Here is an 18,077-nt window from a genome sequence, read left to right as displayed (position 1 = left end):
TAACCTCCCAACTAACCGCCCACCAGGGGGACCAATTTCATAAAGGTGACCGAAGTCTCAGGGGCAATGGTGATCTCGTCTTCCAGCTCCGTCACTTGTTCGTCATCCACCAAAATGATAAAGCCGTTACTTTGAAAGGCGGTAATGGCTTTTTCAAACTGAGCTTCCCAGTTAATCTTGCGGGGTTTACGCAGTTTGTAACCGTTTAGTGTCTGTTCGGTTTCAGTGGGTTGCACCAATCCTGTAAAAACGTCCGGCTGCTTCGCATTAAAGTCTTTCACTTCTTGATAAACCCGACTGCGAATTAGCTCTCGCACCGTAATCTGTTCGGTTAAAAAATCTAGTACCAGCATGGGGCCATCATCACCCAGGGTGTTGGTATCTCGGATATTTAAGCGGTTTTTCATGGGCTTGAAATGAGATCGCTAAACCTAGCAGACTTAATGAGAGCTTACCCAGTTCCTTCTCGCGTATTTAGATTGTTGGGTTTCTCAAAATTCAACCCAACCTACGCCACTAACTCTTTGAACCAGTTGTCCTGCCAAATATCTTCAAAGCTTTCGTCTGCCTGGGCTTCTTCTTTATAGCGCGGATCAATCTGCACCGCTTTCTGCAAATTTTCTAGGGACTTATCAGTCTCCCGCTGTAGGGCATAACAAACGGCACGGTTGTAGTACGTCTTTGCATAGGCCGGGTTTAACTCCAGTGCTTTTTCAAAACTCTTGAGGGCATCCCGGTCTCGACCCAGCTTAACGAGTGCCAATCCGCGATTATCCCAGGCCTTGACTAAATCTGGCTTAAACCGTGTGGCCTGCTCAAACGACGGTACCGCATCTTCAAAGCGCTCTAGATCCAACAGTGCCAATCCCCGATTTAGCCAGGCCACACCGTCGTTTTCCTGAATCTTGACTGCCTTATCAAAGGACTTAAATGCTTCCTCTGGCTGTTGCAAAATACCGTAGGCCACTCCACGGTTCACCCAGGCTTCGTGGTAAGTGGGGTTAAGGGCAATGGCCTTATCAAAGGAAATAATTGCCTTTTCTCGCTGCTTGAGACGGCTGAGCACCATGCCCTTATTGAGCCAGGCTCTTGGGTCCGTATCATTGAGTTCAATCACCCGTTCAAAGGTGGTCAGGGCATCGTCATAGCGACGTAGCTCACGCAGTACTAGACCGCGTTGATACCAGGCTTCTTTGCGCTGGGGCTCCAGGTCAATCACCTTTTGCAACGCCGTTAGGGCCTCATCACGACGTTTCAGCTGGGTGAGGGGTTTACTGCGGGCTAACCACAGTTCTGCATTGTTTGGCTGGATGGCTAGGGCTCGATCGTAGGTTGCGATCGCATCTTCTAAATTACCGGCTTCAATCTGGCCTTCAGCCTCGGCCACAAGCTCGTCAATGGTCTCAAACAGCTCGGGGCGATTAGACTGTAGCCGTGCCAGGCGCTCGGTCAGGCTTTGCAGTTGAGTTTGAGCCGTATCCACAAACGAATCAGCCACATATTCAGGCGTCACTTCCCCTAACTGGCGCATAATCTGGTCCTTTTGCACCTTGGCATCAGTTTGCAAGCTATCCAGCTGCTCCGCAAAGCTCTGTTTTAGCTGCTCCAAATCAGCGGCTGAGGTAGACTGCTCTCCTTCAAACCGGGTTTTCAGGTCGTCAAGGGCTGTAGCAAAGCGCTCAACAATCACCATTAGCCGCTGCTGGGCTTCCTGCTGACGACCACGGGCGGCATTCGCCAGCTCATTGATCTGCGTCCCCAGGCTGGCATCAAACTGATCCAGCTTGTCGATCACCACGTCGCGACGGCCAAACACCACATCACGCACTTGCCCCAATTGCTGGGTAAACTCGCCCTCAAGCTGCTGCAGACTTTGCAACGACTCTTGCTGCTGCTGGGTCACACTGGACTGCAGCTCCGTAAGCTGACGGTTAAATTCGCGGGCAGCGCCATCAATAGTCTGCAGCGTGCGAGACTGCTGATCACCTGTTTCACTTTGCAACTGGCTGAGCTGATTGGCAAAACTGTTAGCTGTCTGCTGCAATGCTCGAAATGACTCATCTCGCTCGGTGCTGAGGTCCCCTTGCAGTCGTTCTAGCTGGTGCTTAAAGTTGGCGGCCACCTGGTCCATATCCCCTAACAGCACCCCTTTACGACCTTCCACATCCACTCGGAGGGTGGCAAACTGGGTCAAAAAGTCATCGGTGGACTGACGTAACTGCTGCATCAGGTCAGCTTTGCGGCCTTCAATATCGTTACGCAGCTGCTGAAACTGCTGTTGCAGGTCACCCACTGAACGTTCAATGGTCTGCAGTGCTAATTCTTTATGGCCCAGGGCATTAGCCTGCATCTCGTTCAGCTGCTGGGCAAATTCTCCCCGGCTTTGCTGCATTTCCTGGGTAAAGTCCCCCCGGTCCTGCTGCATTTCTTCGATAATGCTGTCCCGCTGCTGCTCCAGCTGTGCTTTCATGGCCTTACGCAAATCTTCTAGCTGGGGGCCAATATTTTTTTCCAGGCTGGTCAACTTTTCTAACCAGCGATCGCGCTGCTCAATGGTGTTGGCCTGTAGTGTACCAATCTCGTCAGAAAAGATAGATTCTTTGCGCTCTAGCTCATCGAGATAAATACCTTGGCGATGGTCAGCGGTGGCTTTAAGACCTGCCAAATGATTATCCAGGGTGGACTGGGCAGTATCTAACCCCTGAAATACAGACTGTTGCTGCCGCCGGGTATCGGCTTGGAGAGTTTGCAGCTGCTGAATCGTGGTCTGTTTCAGGTTATCCAGCTCTTGCAGAAAATCGGTTTGGGTCGTGCCAAAAGACTGGCGAGCATTATCCAGCTCCGTTTGCCAATCTTTAACGGTTCGTGCCTTCAGGTCAGTAATATCCGCCAGTAGCTTGGTTAAACTATTGCGCTGGGTGGTCAGGTCTCGCTGAAAACTGGTGGAGCGTTCCACCAGCTCATCGGCGCGGTCGTCAGCCTCAGCCAAAATGCCATCAATTCTACGGGTGGCAGCCTGGATCTTGCTCTCCAGGTTTTCGATTTCATTGAGCTGACCAAGGACGTTTTTAGTCACATTCTTGGTGATTTCTGTTTCCACCGCACTGCGCATTACCCAGAGCATGGCCATCCCCATCCCCAGGAGCAAGATCAAGGTGCCGATCAAAATACTCAGCAGCACAATGCTCCAGTCAGAAGAATCACCAGCATCGTCAGGACGCTGATTCACAGCCGTCGTCGCTTCAGCCGTGGAGCTGTTACCCAAGGATGTGATCGTGGTGTCCGTCTGGGCATGACCCGGTCGAATGGGAGCACACATTAAGATCAGCATGAGGGCCAACTTTGGCCAATTAGCGGATTTTGATGATGCGCTCACAGTCATAGAGGGGAAGGGCAGGACAGGTCTTAAAGACTGCTCATAGCATACCTGAGCTAGGGCGGCTTGTAGAGGCGTTCCACCGGAACGCCTCTACAATTCATTCTCGCTATTTTCTATAGGATAACCATCGGGACCAATGGTGGTGCGATCGCATATCACGTCACTTAAATCCACCTGCCGGGCCCGGAATAAATTAGCACCCCGCAAATCTACCTGGGTTAAGTTGGCCTGGGTTAAGTTGGCCCGACTTAAATTCACCTGACGTAGATCGGCTCCCGTTAAATCAGCCCCGGTTAAGTCAGCCCTGTAAAGGTTGGCCTGATACAACGTCGCGTCAGATAACTTGGCTCCCCGCAAATTCCCATAGGACAGGATGGCCCGCTGTAGGTTAGCTTGCGACAAATCTGAAGCCTGTAGTAAGGCATTACCCAGATTGGCATCCGTTAAGGTGGCCTCAATTAACCGCACCCGACTGAGCTTGGCATAGGGTAAATAGGCTCCCTGCAGGTGAGCACCCGTGAGATCACAGTTGCGGATATCGCAATCAAATAAGTTAGCTGCTTCTAGCACAATGTCTTGAAAGTCACGTTTCCCAGCTTGATAGGCCGCTAAGAATTCATCAACCGTCATACCCATCTACGTCAAAATTGAATTGGATACCTGCCACTTGCGATAAGGCCAGCCTCCAACTGGCTCAATAAATATTGCTATTGCTCCAGAAATGTTTGGCACCTGAAAGCAAGATGTTACAGAATGTAAATTAAGATACATATCGTAGAAAAAAGGCTTTCTTAAGCGTCACTTAAGATTTTCGGGGGCATCCTCGGCCTTGGGTATCCACTCAATCGATAGCTCCACTGCACAGCCATGACTAAGGCATCGCACTCTCTCGCCTATCACTATCACCAACGCACTAAGTATTTCCCCGATGCGCTGCCCCAAGGAACCCTAAACTGGGCTGACCAGCCTGAAGTTTACAAACGTTATCCCTTGGGCAGCCGGTTTGATCTACAGGGCTATTTAGGAGCGGTGGAACGTCCCAGCGATCAATGGTGGCAGCGGCTATCGCAATTCTTATTCCACAGCTATGGGTTAACGGCCAAATTTACCAGCACGATAGGGGATACGGTTTATCTGCGTTCGGCCCCATCTGCCGGTGCGCTGTACCCGGCAGAAATTTACTTGATTTCCCGGGGCACATCCCATCTGCCTGCTGGTTTATACAATTATCAGGTCAAGACCCATAGTTTGGTGCGGTTCTGGGACGATCATCCGTGGCAGCGATTGCAGGAGGCTTGTTTTTGGCATCCGGCCCTGGAGCACACTCACCTGGCGATGGTGACCAGCGTTGTGTTCCAGCGTTCGGTCTGGCGTTATCAGGCCCGGGCCTATCGTCGGGTATGTCTGGACACAGGCCATTTATTGGGCAATGTGGATCTGGCAGCATCGCTGTGTGACTATCGCCCCCATCTGATCGGTGGATTTGTGGATGATGCGGTGAATGATCTGCTGTACCTGAACCCAGAAGAGGAGGGTGCGATCGCGGTTTTAGCCCTGGCCGATTTGCTACAGGTCGAGCAGAACCTACCCCGGGGCTGCACCACATTGTCTAGTGATTTACAGGTATCTGAGCATGGGGTGACGGTAGATGACGGTCAGCTGCTGGCCGCACTGCATCAGGCCAGCAAAATTACCCCTCAGCCAGATAAAAGTCTGGAGCAAGCCCGGTTAGATCATTCGCCTCAACTCGCTGGCTCCCAGTATGCGTTTCCATTTGGCAATAACGCCAGTACCAAAGTAGCCCCTATCAGTTGGGGAGAAGGGCTGGAGTATTTGACTAAATCTATGCTGCACCGGCGTTCGACTCGCCGTTATCGGGGTGCGGCAATTTCCTTGGATCCTCTACGGCAGCTGCTGGATTTTACCTATCACCCTGAAAACTATAGCGAACAAGGGTTCGACCCGCAGCCCGACTATTTTGATTTGAGCCTGATTCAGACGTTTATCGTCGTGTTGGCCGTCAACAATCTGGATGCAGGCTGCTATTACTACGATCCGGCAGAAACCACCCTACGACAGGTGCGGTTTAAGCATTTCCGGCGCGAGCTACATCATCTTTGCTTAGAACAGCACTTAGGCCGTGATGCCAGTGTGGCCATTATGCATACGGCCAATTTGAAACAGGCCGTTGAGCGCCATTGTGATCGGACATATCGCTATTTGCACATGGATGCCGGTCATCTAGGGCAGCGGCTGAATGTGGCAGCCACACGCTTAGGTCTCGGTGTGAGCGGCATTGCCGGGTTCTTTGACGATCAGGTCAATGACGTCCTCGGCATCCCCGAGGATGAGGCCGTGCTATACATCACCACCATCGGCGTACCTTAAGCTCCTGATGCGGAAAGCGGGCAGGGTCCTCCCGTCCGATCTCCGTACACCCTTTAGATCCCCCCCATCTCTCGCAGACTGCGAGCAATCGCTGACATATCTTCATCCCCAAAGCCCTGAGCGATCAGCCCACTCTCAATCTGCTCCACATAGGCTGCCATGGGTAGTGGCAACCCCAGTTCGCGGGCTGCCTCCAGAGCAATGAGCAAATCTTTGCGGTGCAGCCGCATCCGGAACCCAAGGGGATAGGTATTATCGAGCATATTGCCAGACCGATTGGTAAAGGCCCAAGAACTAGCCGCACCACCACCCACGGCCTGGACGACTTTTTCCATATCCAACTCCGCTTTTAGCCCCAGAGCTAACCCTTCAGCAACGGCCCAAAAGGTACCTGCAACAACGATCTGATTAATGGCCTTGGTGGTTTGCCCAGCACCGATGGGGCCAACGTGGGTAATTGTTTTACCCAGGGCCTGCAGGACAGGCATCGCTTTAGTTAGTGCTTCAGCTTCCCCCCCCACCATGATGGATAGAGTGCCGTTGGTCGCCCCTTCTGAACCGCCGGATACGGGAGCATCCAACATGGCAATCTGCTGCTCAGCCAGCTCAGCTGCAATGGCTCGGGTGACCGTGGGGCTAATGGTGGACATGTCGATGACTAAACTATTGGGCTGTGCTCCTGAAATCACACCCTCAGGCCCGAGAAGCACTGCTTCAACGTCGGGCGTATCGCTAACGCAAATTACAATAATTTCAGCCTCTGTGGCAGCAGCAGCGGGTGTGGCGGCTCGCTGGGCACCTGCCTCGACCAGGGGTAATTCGCGATCGCGACTACGATTATGGACAATGAGCTGATGGCCTGTAGCTAGCAAATTTAGGGCCATGGGCATGCCCATAGTACCAAGGCCAATAAATGCAACCTTCATAGCAGTCTTCCTGTGGTGTTAGCTGTGGCACCGTCACCATAGCAAAAGCTTCCTGAAACTAATTTCAGGAAGCTGAATTTGTAAATATCCAGTTGTCTTTGAGCTGTACTAGACGTTAGCTGCCTGCACAGGGGTCAGCCGCACAGGGGTCAGCGGCACAGGGGTCAGCCGCACAGGGGTCAGCCGCACAAGGAGCTGCACAGGGAGCAACTTCTTCAGTGGGTGCTGCGCAAGGGTCAGCGGCACAGGGATTTGCGCCGCCGCCGCCGCAACCAGTTAGAACACCAACACTCAACACAGAAGCAGCTGCAACAGCCGCTAAATAATTAACTTTCATCAGAGGGCTCCTCTTAAAGCATTGAACAGATAATAATGCAGCCGAAACCAAATCGACAAATTAATCCGCGAATAATTATTCGCGATCAACCTTAATGTTGGCTGAGAAAAAGATACTAATTACCTGAAAAGTAAGGGAGTCTAGCTGATTTTTTAGCCAAAACTAGCGTTTTGGGTCCGAAACCAAACGAAATCCGAACAAAATATGACGATAGGTCGTAGGTCGGCCATGGCGATAGGCAGTCCGGCAAAATCCTGGCAGATCATCCCAGGCGCAACCTTTCATAATGGCCCGCTCCTGACCGTCCTGCACGTATACGGTTGATGTAAATTCAAACACATTGCCCGCCATGTCTTCCACACCGTAAGGACTCTTACTCAGGGGATAAGCACCCACACGGCTAGTTCCTTCGGGTCCGTTTTTCTGCCAGTTTGTAGCCTGCTCTTGCCATTCGCTACCCCAAGCAAAATAACGTCCATCCATCCCGCGAGCTGCTTTTTCCCATTCGTCAGCTGTGGGCAGTCGATACTCAAGCCCATCTTCCTGGCTTTTCCAAGCGGCATAGGCTAAGGCATCTTTTTGAGACACCAGCACAACCGGGTGTTGCGCTTTACCCGGAGGGAACTGGTAGCCCCGCCAAAAGTATGGGCGCAGGTCTTGATAGGAGTGCACCAGCATATTTTGCTCTTGGTAGTTCTCGGCAGTGATGCCAGGCTGATGATAACCAGTTGCGAGCACAAACTCTTGATAATCTGCGTTTGTAACTAGATTGCGACTAATGCAAAATGCTGCCAGACGTTGATTGCCAGCCTCAGGTTCAAAATCAAACCATCGCTGCTGGCGTAAACGAGTTTCTATATCCAGGGCCTCTTCTGGCGTAGTCGCTAAAGACTGGGCCGAAATACGATAGGCAAAGTCCCGTTCCTTTTGGTCGCTACCAGATATGTAACGGCCCCGTTCAACATATAAGGAATCTTTAGTGCACCGAATATCTTGACCATCTGGGCCAATATGAACGCTCGGATCCACCTGCGAGTTGGCTTGACCACATCCAGTTGCCAAGACAACTGTAAATAGCATCCAAGTTAAAGACCGACGAAGGTACTGTTTTGAGCGTGAGTTAAGCATATACACCAAAAGCGTTCCGGGGGCGTAAACGGAGTCGAGTTCTACTGGCTAAGATTCCCTAACGTTGGCACTATTTGCCCTGCCCAGTAAGTCACTTTGAGCTCTAAGGAATAACGCAGAAGATAATTGGTTTGACCTTGAAAATCACAAAAAGGTTTATGGCCATAATCCCCTCAAAGCTAAATAGCTTAAGTTTGCTCCGCCTATTAGCTGAATTAGGTTACAGGCAAGAGAATTTAACCCAGTGTCTAGGTGCGGACTGTAAGCACACCGCTGTTACAAGATGAAACGTTTCTTTCATATAACACTGTTACATTAGGGCAATGTTCTAAGTACCAGCGGATGGCTATATCTTTGTGTGTTTGAGAATCTAAGATGAAGCCATTAGTCTGATAAATCTACTCTTGCCCCTTTGCCCATGACAAACCATAACTGGTTAATTACCGATGACGGTCAGCCAACCACGTTTGGAGGCACGGATAATGTGCAGCCCCCAAAACGTGTTTATCGGCTGTATCGCTTTTTAACGGATTTAGAAGACATTTTGGCAGACGAGAAGGATGACAGTATTCGTATTCAGAAGATTGTGCCCCTTGTCCGTAAGCTACTAACTAGCTCCTACTGGTTACAAATGGAGTATGATGCACCGTCCCCAAAAACTGGATGGTCCGTAAAATTTCTGTATCGAGAATATGAATTTCCCCTAACAGTTCAAATGGTGGCCTGGGCACCTGGCCAAGTATCAACAATCCATAACCACTCAGCATGGGGGATTGTTGCTTTGATTGGTGGCGAGGAAAAAAATCATTTGTGGCAACGTTCCCCCACTGAAGACAAGCCCCATCGTCTAGAGTCGGCTGGGGAGATAGATCTAGTACCTGGCGACATTATTGGCTTTACACCAGGGGCAATTCACCAGGTACAACCCATAGGAGATGAACCGACAGTTTCCTTTAACCTCTACGGAGTCACTGACTACAAGACCCGGTACGAGTATGACGTGAAGGCGCAAACAGCGAAGCTGTTTTAAGGGGGAATGGGACTCAGGGAGTGGACAGTAGGGACGACTGCGCTATTTCTGTTGAAACGGAAAACTCCATCAAGATATCCCTTTCACAGCTGTAGCCCCACTCCCTAGTCCCTAGTCCCTACTTGCTCTCTCACCAACCTGTTCCCTCACCCACTGGCCGTAACTCTCAGTGCTCTCAACAATAGGGACTGCTATAATCTCTGGCAAATCGTAGCTGTGCTGGTGCTCTATCTGTGCGGCAATTTGGTCAAATAGCGCCAGGTCAGTTTTAATCGACAATTGGTACTCAGAGTCGCTGTGAACAGCCCCCTGCCAACGATAAATTGATTGAATTGGAGTCAAGGTGACGCAGGCTGCCAATCTAGACTCAATCAAGCTTTTAACAATTGCACGGGCTTCTGTTTCAGTAGCCGTAGTGACTAACACGAGACCCAGTTGGGAAGATGACGTCATATCTCAAAGCTAAAATCTAAACCAGACAACATTAAAGGGATCTAACCGAAACTGGAGAGAATAGTCCCATGGGCACTCTGGGCGCTATTACAGATGTCTGAGACTGAATGGCAGAAATACTTACTTACTGATTTTCGCGCTAATATCCCTTGATTTACGACTACAGTTCCTGGCTTGGATTTTTCTAGGGTTGTATGGGTGAGTATGACGCCTGTTAAATCTGCTTGATCAATATTGGCGCGACTAAGATCGACATTCACAAGATTAGCCCGTTGCAATTGGGCATAGTGCAAGTTGGCCCCAACCATTTGAGCCTGTTGCAGATTGGCATGTTGTAACTGAGCGTGGGAAAAATTGGCGGCTGTTAAGTTAGTTCCCTGCAAATTTGCTCCCTTCATATGGGCATGGGAAAAGTTAATGCCGTTCAGGTCATAGTCTTGAAAATTAAGGCCATTAAGCCGCGCCCCTTCTAAATGTGCGCCATTAAATTGCACAGCGGTAATGTCGGCACCATAAAGACGGGCATCGCTCAAGTTGGCCCAGGCAAGATTGGCCCCCCTTAATTGGGCTTCTCGCAAGTTAGCTCCAGCCAGGACTGCGCCGCAAAAATTAGCACAGTGCAAACGACTCTGGCGAAAGTTTACATGGGCCAGCTGAGCACCACTTAACCGGGCATGGGAGAGATCAGATTTAATCCAAAAAGTTCCACGACCCTCAATTTTGGTGAGATTGGCACGGCTAAAGTTACTCTCGCTCAGCTTGGCAAATTGCAAATTGGTTCGTTGTAGCTGAGCACCGACAAATTGTCCCTTGGTGAGAAAGGCTCGACTCAGGTTAGCAGCCGTCAAATTAGCACCGGACAAATCGACATTAACTAAAATGCAGTTCGACAGATCAGCACCGCTCAGATTAACTCCTTTAAAGTTTCGATGGCCTGATTCGTATAGCCGCAGGAACTCGTGAACTCTCATCTTAGGTTAGGACCCTAGCGTTTTAAAGATTGCCGCTGGCGAATAGGTGCTGGTAGGCAAGTCACACTGGCGACACTTCTATAGAGTAGACGGCACCTCGTACAATTAATGGGATGGTTGATGTTGGTTGATATACCAACTTAAAACTTAAGAAAATCTGAACTTTCAACACACCATAACTTTATGAAGATATCCGAGGAGGTTGCTATATCCCCCTCATTAACAGGGCAATGGCAGTCATTTTTCCTAGGAGCACTTTGGTTAGGTTTCGTAACTTATGCAGTCTTACTGGCACCACCCAGTACCCCTGGTACCTTAGATGTCATTTGTCAACTGTCAGCGGGGCAATGGGGCCAGATCAACCCATTGCCCCGTTGTTTTGTTTAATCTGATGGGGCTATGGCCAATTATCTACGCCAGTCTAGTCTTGACGGATGGACGAGATCAGACATTACCGGCTTGGCCATTTGTGGTGAGTTCTTTCGGCTTTGGAGCTTTGGCTTTAATGCCTTACTTGGCTTTGAGAAAATCGACTAACGCTCTGCTATATCGAGCACCAGATACTACACGGCTAAAGGTATTTAATCAGCGATTGGTAGGGATTGGGGGTGCGATCGCGACTATCCTCCTGATCGTCTATGGCATCCAACCAGGTACATGGAGTGAGAGTGGATATACATCCGTAAGACTGTTGGTGAGTGGCGAGGGTCATTTATTCAGTTTTCTCCAGACACTCCAAATGTGTTAAGGCGCTTGCGCTTAAATAATCACCCCATTACCCCATCACTCATCCAACCATCTATAGTCCCAACCTGGGTCTTTATTTTTGTGCAGTCCCCTAACCCTTGAAGAAGATCGGCCAGATCAGCACAGGTGTTTGGTGTTAAAACGCACTCCTAAGGGAAACCCAACTCACACCATGAAACGAGACCTGGGCTATCCCGATGCAGCACCCTACATCTCTTATGCTGGAAACACGGGGATAATTCTTTTGGGTAGTCTTTTGACCATTGAGTTTGGACTGCTTCTTTATTTCCGGTTTTTGTTGCCTCTACCTCCCCTGATTCTGATCTCATGTCCCCCACCCAAACCATTCTCCAAGCCATTCCTGGCAATCCCTATATTGGTCTCCAACGAGCTGATGCCCTATGGCATGACTATCGCCATGGACAGATTCCCACGCCCGATGTGGTGTCTACCCAAACTGAGCCCTTGGACCTAGAGAACCAGTCTGACACCTATGATGTCATCATTTGTGGTGGCACCCTGGGCATTCTCTTAGGCGCTACTCTGGCCCGTCAGGGATGGCGTGTAGCCCTATTAGAAAGAAATATCCTGAAGGGACGGGATCAGGAGTGGAATATATCTCGTAGCGAGTTAAGGACATTTGTTGAGCTTGGTCTATTAAGTGAGACGGAACTGGAGACTGCGATCGCAACGGAATATAATCCGGCCCGCGTTTACTTCGATGGTGGTGAAGACCTCTGGGTACGCGATGTGCTCAATGTTGGCGTTGACCCGGTTTATCTGCTCGATACCCTGAAACGAGTCTTTCTAGATGCGGGGGGTGAACTTTTGGAAAAGACCCCCTTCTCCAAGGCTCGGGTGGCTCCCGATGGCGTGCAAGTGACTGCAGGTGAGCGTACGTTTGTTACCCGTCTGCTGATCGATACCATGGGCCATTTCTCCCCGATTGTGCAGCAGGCCCGTCAGGGAGAGTCCCCTGATGCCGTATGTCTTGTGGTAGGAACCTGTGCCACCGGATATGAACATAATCAAACCGGAGATCTAATTGCCTCATTCACCCCGATTAAAAATCAGTGCCAATATTTTTGGGAGGCTTTTCCCGCCCGTGATGGCCGCACCACCTATCTGTTCACCTATCTCGATGCTCATCCCGACCGCATCACCCTAGAAGACCTGTTTGAAGACTACTTTCAGTTACTACCTGACTATCAAGGAGTTTCCCTAGAGCAGCTTCACTTTAAGCGGGCCTTGTTTGGGTTTTTCCCCGCTTATCGCAATAGCCCCCTACGTTTTTCTTGGGATCGGCTGTTGGCAGTTGGGGATGCTAGCGGCCACCAGTCTCCCCTCAGTTTTGGCGGATTTGGGGCCATGATTCGGCACCTAACGCGTCTGAGTGCAGGCATCAATGATGCTTTACAGCAAGATCAGCTGAATGCAGCCGCTCTTGGCTGGTTACAGCCTTATCAGCCGAATATTGCTGTTACCTGGCTGTTTCAAAAAGCCATGAGTCTTTCCATGGGTCAATCCCTGGATCAACACCACATCAACAGCCTACTAACAACCATTTTTCAAGATATGGCAGCCTTGGGTGAGCCAGTGCTACGGCCATTTCTCCAAGACGTTGTACAGTTCTTGCCCTTAGCAAAAACGTTACTGCGCACCTCTGTTTATCATCCGATGCTTGTCGCCAAAATTTTGCCCCAAGTAGGTGTTCCAGCGGTTTTAGACTGGACTGGACATTATCTCAGTTTGGCTATCTATAGCGCCCTCAATCAGATACTAACCACTCCTGCCAAAGATGCTGGCTACTATTGGCGACGGTGGAGAGAGGCCTTAATCTATGGCAGTGGCAGTGACTACGATGGGCCTTCAGCTCAACGTTAGAGGGAAGAGTTATGGGCTCTTAGTTCCTGGTTTCTGGTGTTGAGTTACCTGCGTATGCATGGATTACTCCTATCCACAGGCATTCACTCAACACTCAAAATTCAACTAACTCCCCCCTGCTCCTCTAAGACCTTTGTCGGTCCTTGTCGCCCCTGATCACCCCTCTCTCAAAGCCTTTTTAACCTCACCAATCTCCATGACCCTGCGCTTCTCCCAGGCCCGACAGCAGTTTCGCCAATTGATTGCTCAGCCCACTCGCAACCTGGCTGCAGCCGCACTCTGTCCGGCGCAAGAAATTTATCCTGAGCTTGATCCCGCCGAGATTCTGCAACAGCTGGATGCCATTGCAACGGCTATCAGACCTAACATTTCTACCTATCCCCTCAAGACCATTCAGGCCATTAATCACTATCTCTACAGAGAACTGGGCTTTAGGGGCAACCAAATGGAGTATTACGATCCTGATAATAGCTATCTCAATCGGGTGCTAGAAAGACGATTAGGCATCCCCATTACCCTGGCGCTGGTGTATCTAGAAGTTGCTCAGCGGTTAGATTTCCCGATGATTGGCGTGGGCATGCCGGGACATTTTTTAGCACGCCCTACGGTTGAGGAGATGGAGGTATACATAGACCCGTTTAATCAGGGAGAGGTCCTCTTTACAACCGATTGTCAGGCTATTTTTCATCGGCTATACGGTGACAATGCGGCTTGGAGCAGCCACTATCTTGCTCCAATTACCGATAAGTCCCTTCTAGCAAGGCTTCTCAATAATTTGAAGCTAATTTACCTGAATCGGCGTGACTTAACAAACACTTTGATGATCCTTGATTATTTGCTCCTGCTGCTGCCCAATGAGCCCAGCAACAGCCGAGATCGGGGATTAGTTCATTACCAATTGCAAAACCTGTTGGCTGCCCGCAGTGACTTAGAAACCTATCTGACCCATAGCCCCATGGCTCCAGATCGTGACCAGATATCACAGTTACTAGATAACATTACGGATAATCTCTAGGCACTGGAGTCTGATTGTTTACAGTAGCTAGAAGGTCAGGCATTCAAGGCTCTTACCCATGGTGCTAACGATTTCCTCTCCCCTTTTTCTGTACAATTTGAACCATTACTTACCCTATCGAACGGTAGATTTTTACTATGGATGTGATCCCTGCCATTGATTTACTCGGCGGTCGCTGTGTTCGCTTATTTCAAGGAGACTATGACCAGTCTCAGGTCTTTGGTGATGATCCGGTGGCTGTTGCTCGCCGCTGGGCAGAACAGGGAGCTTCTCGCATTCACCTGGTAGATTTAGACGGTGCTAAAGCGGGTAAACCCGAGAACTGGCAGGCAATTACCGAGATTGTTCAGGCCGTTGATGTACCGGTTCAAGTGGGGGGAGGATTACGCGATCGCAACCGTGTAGCAGAGCTATTTGAACTGGGCGTACAGTACGCCATCTTAGGTACTGTTGCCGTTGAGAATCCTGATGTAGTGGGAGAACTCAGTGCCGAGTTTCCAGGACGTATTTTCGTAGGGATTGATGCCCGTGATGGCAAAGTTGCTACCCGTGGCTGGTTAGAAACCTCCAGTGTTATGGCTGATGATCTTGCCCGCCGCATGGGAGATTTAGGGGCTGCTGCCATTATTTACACCGACATTAAACGGGATGGCACCCTCAAAGGACCCAATTTAGACGCGCTTAGAGATCTCGCTGGAAAAATTGATACCCCTATTATTGCGTCGGGAGGGGTGAGTTCCACAAGCGATTTACTCAGTCTGTTAGGCGTAGCCCCATTAGGTGTCAGCGGTGTGATTGTTGGGAAAGCCCTCTACACGGGTAATGTTGACTTATCAGAGGCCATCAAAGCGATTGGCCCAGGCCGACTTCAGGATGTTCCCCCTAACTTACAATCAACGCGGTGGGGATAAATCAATTGACAATTTCATAAAAGAAGAAAAACTAGTTCATCTGAACTAGTTTTTCTTCTTTTAAAGGGAGACTTGGTTCATCATTAACAGTTTGCATTGTTCTGTCTTCCTAAATTTTTAGAAAAATTTTGCTGATTCTTTCCCAGAAAATAATTAAGGGGGATGACTGCAAAAGCCCCCTCACCGAGGAGGCAAAAAAATCCTTCATAAAGCGCTCTTTAAAGCTGTTTCTCGTTAGTTGTCAAACCTGAAAACCTTTGTCATTAGGAGGTTGTAGCTTAAATGTATATGTTGTATCTTTTGCCGTTTTTGCCCAAGCAAACGTGACTACCCGTTGGATCTGATCTCGAAAATTGAGGTTGTTGGCGAGGCAAAAAAGCTGCCGATGATAATGCTTTTTTGTGTTTGGGTATCTTTTTGGTGTTAAAAACTTGTTGAATTAGTGCTATATGTTTGTAGAATTAAAAAACCAACGAGACTATCTTTCTCAAATATCACTCAAATTCATTGCAACAAAGTGAGGTTTAACCCGATATGGCTACCAATGTCCTTGATCAGCTCAAGGAAGTTGAATCCCAGTTGGCTTCTCAAGTTGAAGCACTAAGCGATCAACTCTCCGCCGCCGCAAAACAGCGCGAAGGCCTTTTGACTGTTATTAACATGTTTCAGTCAACCGGTGACACTAATGGTGTTGCCGCCAATGTTACTGAAATTCTTAGCAGCGCGGTTGCTACCGTACAAGAGGAAGAAGCGCCTGAACCTGCTCCTGCTAAGAAACCTGGCAAGCGTCGTGGCCGCAAGCCATCTGTTAAAACAGCTGCAAAAGCAAAAGCTGCCCCTAAAGCAAAAGCCCCTAAGGCCAAAGCAGCAGCAGCGGCAGCACCCGCTGCTAAGGCTACTCGCAAGCCCCGTGGAGGCAAATCTCCTAACTGGCAGCGCTATGTGCAAGATCCTTTCCGTAAGACACCTCTACCTGATGTTGTTGCTAACATCCTAAAGGCCCAGCCAGATGAGGCATTTAAAATTGCTGAGGTTATGGACGCTATTTTCAAGAGTGATATGCCAAAGGCTACGTTCTTGAAAGCACGTAACCGTGTTTCTAATATCTTGTCTGCTGGTGCACGTACCAGTGAGTGGTACCGTGGCCGCGGTGGTAAGTACAGCATGAGCAAGAAAGCATTGTCGTAACACATCACCAACATCAGGTTAGTGAAACGAGTAAAGGTCATCTAACTTGAATATTGCTGTAAACTCCCTTGGTCGTAGGTTCAGTTAACTCTATGGCCAGGGGAGTTGCATTTATATAAACTAAAGTCGAATGTACTAACTTTTGAGAATTAATGATTTTTGGGTATGGGGTATGCACTTTTTGGGAAACACTTAACTGATGGGTCCGTCACACGTAACTCCTCCTAACCAAAAGGGGGTAGATACTTTTTCCCAGACACTTAATGAAACGGTGATTTAATTGTAAATTTTTAGATTTTTGCTGATTTAGGTTACCTGGGGGTCACTTCTTTAGGTGGTACTGATTAGCTTTCGCAGTTATCTTGTAGTGAATACACTGAGGGCATTGCATGGTAGCAGATATATGGATAGCGCTATAACTGTATGGATATTGCTACGTCCCAGGTCTCACCCACTAGTATTACAACCGTCTATGTAATCTTCAATTACTATCCTACGTATTAATACGAATTTACTGTTGTCATCCGTGAGTTGGCTAAGTCATAGTTTAAACAATTCAATGTCAGGTAAATTCCTCAACTTAGCTGTGGTTTTAACTGAATTCAGTAAGATATGTTCCTATAGGTGCCCAGGCGACTGTAGCGTTACTCAAATCTATGATTGATTTTTCGGTTGCTATTCGTCTTTATAACGGTGCTTTAACATTACCTAAAATTCTAGATGCCCTCAGTCTCCAGGCTATTTCGAGCAGCATCAATTGGGAAATAATTATCGTTGATAATAACAGTGTTGATGGGACAGTTGATATTGTCCATAGGTATCAGCAAACATGGACGGCATGTTCGCTGAGATATGTATTAGAAGCGCGACAAGGGGCCTCTTTTGCCCGTCGTCGCGCCATCGTGGAAGCACAGGGGACGTGGATTGGCTTTTTGGATGATGACAATATTCCTGATTCCCATTGGGTACAGTCGGCGTATGAATTTGGCTGTATCCATCCCAAGGCAGCAGCTTTTGGGAGCCAGATTCATCCCAACTATGAGACCCCACCACCTGCCAACTTTGAGCGCATTGCCCCCTTTATTCCTGTGGTAGAGCGCCAGGAGGAGGTTTGTTTCACCACGGGATGGCGCGCTATGAGTAACTTAGTTCCCCCCGGAGCTGGCTTAGTGATTTTACGCCAGGCATGGTTAGATAATGTTCCCTACCCTTTGACACTGAGAGGTCCCGTCGGAAACTCTCTAAACTTGAAAGGAGAGGATGTGGAAGCATTGCTATATCTTAAAAAAGCAAACTGGGAAATCTGGTTCAATCCGCTGATGCACATCGAGCATCAAATTCCCAGCTGGCGATTTGAGAAAAGTTATTTATTGCGTTTTTTCCATGGCATTGGTCTGAGTAAGTATGCCACTCGTATGGTGGGTATATCCCCCTGGCGGCGACCGCTATGGGTACTCTTATTTATGGGCAATGACTGCCGAAAGCTATTGCTGCATCTGGTTAAACATCATCGTCACTTAAATAGGGATGTGGTGTCTGCAGCCGAACTACAGTTACTTATCAGCAGCTTGTTAAGTCCTTTTTATGCCTGGAAACAACGTCTGTATAACCGTGGCGAGTCTAGTTCTTCTGACTTTATACCAGCGCATGATCTGGGCAAGAAAAGTAAGCTGGGCAAGAAAGCGTCAGCATTGCCTAAATCCTAATGACTAGAAGCTTC

General features: G+C 49.1%; 16 protein-coding genes. 8 read left to right on the top strand and 8 right to left on the bottom strand.

Going from position 1 to position 18,077, the window contains the following annotated elements:
• Positions 1 to 11 precede the first annotated feature (11 nt).
• From SPB21_RS13035 to SPB21_RS13025, 3 genes are all read right to left on the bottom strand, one after another.
• A complete protein-coding gene (locus SPB21_RS13035) occupies positions 12 to 407 on the bottom strand; it encodes a hypothetical protein (protein ID WP_163664296.1) in 396 nt (131 codons plus the stop codon).
• 101 nt (positions 408 to 508) lie between these two features.
• Complete coding sequence (locus SPB21_RS13030) at positions 509 to 3,382, bottom strand: tetratricopeptide repeat protein (protein WP_499866783.1); 2,874 nt, start codon at positions 3,380 to 3,382, stop codon at positions 509 to 511.
• A gap of 87 nt (positions 3,383 to 3,469) precedes the next feature.
• Positions 3,470 to 4,015: a pentapeptide repeat-containing protein gene (locus tag SPB21_RS13025; RefSeq protein WP_163664300.1), complete on the bottom strand. Its 546-nt coding sequence runs from the start codon at positions 4,013 to 4,015 to the stop codon at positions 3,470 to 3,472.
• Positions 4,016 to 4,246: 231 nt separating this feature from the next.
• On the opposite strand from SPB21_RS13025, the gene SPB21_RS13020 reads away from it, so the two are divergent.
• Positions 4,247 to 5,767: a SagB/ThcOx family dehydrogenase gene (locus SPB21_RS13020; RefSeq protein ID WP_499866782.1), complete on the top strand. Its 1,521-nt coding sequence runs from the start codon at positions 4,247 to 4,249 to the stop codon at positions 5,765 to 5,767.
• Between the two features lie 53 nt (positions 5,768 to 5,820).
• Here the strand turns inward: SPB21_RS13020 and SPB21_RS13015 are convergent, their stop codons facing one another.
• From SPB21_RS13015 to SPB21_RS13005, 3 genes are all read right to left on the bottom strand, one after another.
• Positions 5,821 to 6,693 (bottom strand): NAD(P)-dependent oxidoreductase, encoded by an 873-nt coding sequence (locus SPB21_RS13015; protein ID WP_163664304.1) that lies wholly within the window; start codon positions 6,691 to 6,693, stop codon positions 5,821 to 5,823.
• A gap of 115 nt (positions 6,694 to 6,808) precedes the next feature.
• On the bottom strand, positions 6,809 to 7,030 hold the full coding sequence (locus SPB21_RS13010) for a hypothetical protein (protein WP_499866781.1): 222 nt from the start codon (positions 7,028 to 7,030) through the stop codon (positions 6,809 to 6,811).
• 162 nt (positions 7,031 to 7,192) lie between these two features.
• Positions 7,193 to 8,110: a formylglycine-generating enzyme family protein gene (locus SPB21_RS13005; protein ID WP_499866780.1), complete on the bottom strand. Its 918-nt coding sequence runs from the start codon at positions 8,108 to 8,110 to the stop codon at positions 7,193 to 7,195.
• Positions 8,111 to 8,576: 466 nt separating this feature from the next.
• On the opposite strand from SPB21_RS13005, the gene SPB21_RS13000 reads away from it, so the two are divergent.
• Positions 8,577 to 9,188: a cysteine dioxygenase family protein gene (locus SPB21_RS13000; RefSeq protein WP_499866779.1), complete on the top strand. Its 612-nt coding sequence runs from the start codon at positions 8,577 to 8,579 to the stop codon at positions 9,186 to 9,188.
• Between the two features lie 111 nt (positions 9,189 to 9,299).
• Here SPB21_RS13000 and cutA read toward each other — a convergent pair whose 3' ends face one another.
• Both cutA and SPB21_RS12990 read right to left on the bottom strand, forming a co-directional pair.
• Positions 9,300 to 9,641 (bottom strand): divalent-cation tolerance protein CutA, encoded by a 342-nt coding sequence (cutA, locus tag SPB21_RS12995; RefSeq protein ID WP_006514764.1) that lies wholly within the window; start codon positions 9,639 to 9,641, stop codon positions 9,300 to 9,302.
• A 41-nt stretch (positions 9,642 to 9,682) separates the two neighbouring features.
• Positions 9,683 to 10,612, bottom strand: coding sequence for a pentapeptide repeat-containing protein (locus SPB21_RS12990; RefSeq protein WP_163664312.1), 930 nt, complete (start codon positions 10,610 to 10,612; stop codon positions 9,683 to 9,685).
• 319 nt (positions 10,613 to 10,931) lie between these two features.
• Between SPB21_RS12990 and SPB21_RS12985 the strand changes: the two genes are divergently transcribed.
• From SPB21_RS12985 to hpsE, 6 genes are all read left to right on the top strand, one after another.
• On the top strand, positions 10,932 to 11,360 hold the full coding sequence (locus SPB21_RS12985; RefSeq protein WP_499866778.1) for a hypothetical protein: 429 nt from the start codon (positions 10,932 to 10,934) through the stop codon (positions 11,358 to 11,360).
• A gap of 326 nt (positions 11,361 to 11,686) precedes the next feature.
• Positions 11,687 to 13,243 (top strand): FAD-dependent oxidoreductase, encoded by a 1,557-nt coding sequence (locus SPB21_RS12980; protein ID WP_499866777.1) that lies wholly within the window; start codon positions 11,687 to 11,689, stop codon positions 13,241 to 13,243.
• A 196-nt stretch (positions 13,244 to 13,439) separates the two neighbouring features.
• Complete coding sequence (locus SPB21_RS12975) at positions 13,440 to 14,258, top strand: SirB1 family protein (protein ID WP_348917952.1); 819 nt, start codon at positions 13,440 to 13,442, stop codon at positions 14,256 to 14,258.
• Positions 14,259 to 14,395: 137 nt separating this feature from the next.
• Positions 14,396 to 15,169, top strand: a complete 774-nt coding sequence (gene hisA, locus SPB21_RS12970; protein ID WP_163664317.1) for a 1-(5-phosphoribosyl)-5-[(5-phosphoribosylamino)methylideneamino]imidazole-4-carboxamide isomerase — start codon at positions 14,396 to 14,398, stop codon at positions 15,167 to 15,169.
• Between the two features lie 534 nt (positions 15,170 to 15,703).
• Positions 15,704 to 16,357 (top strand): hypothetical protein, encoded by a 654-nt coding sequence (locus SPB21_RS12965; protein WP_163664319.1) that lies wholly within the window; start codon positions 15,704 to 15,706, stop codon positions 16,355 to 16,357.
• Positions 16,358 to 17,013: 656 nt separating this feature from the next.
• Positions 17,014 to 18,063, top strand: coding sequence for a hormogonium polysaccharide biosynthesis glycosyltransferase HpsE (gene hpsE, locus SPB21_RS12960; protein WP_499866776.1), 1,050 nt, complete (start codon positions 17,014 to 17,016; stop codon positions 18,061 to 18,063).
• Positions 18,064 to 18,077 lie beyond the last annotated feature (14 nt).

The organism is Leptothoe sp. ISB3NOV94-8A, assembly GCF_043421595.1.
Classification (GTDB): Bacteria; Cyanobacteriota; Cyanobacteriia; order Phormidesmidales; family Phormidesmidaceae; genus Leptothoe; species Leptothoe turfae.
Note: the sequence above shows the minus strand (reverse complement) of the source record. Positions and strands in the feature narration are given on the sequence as shown.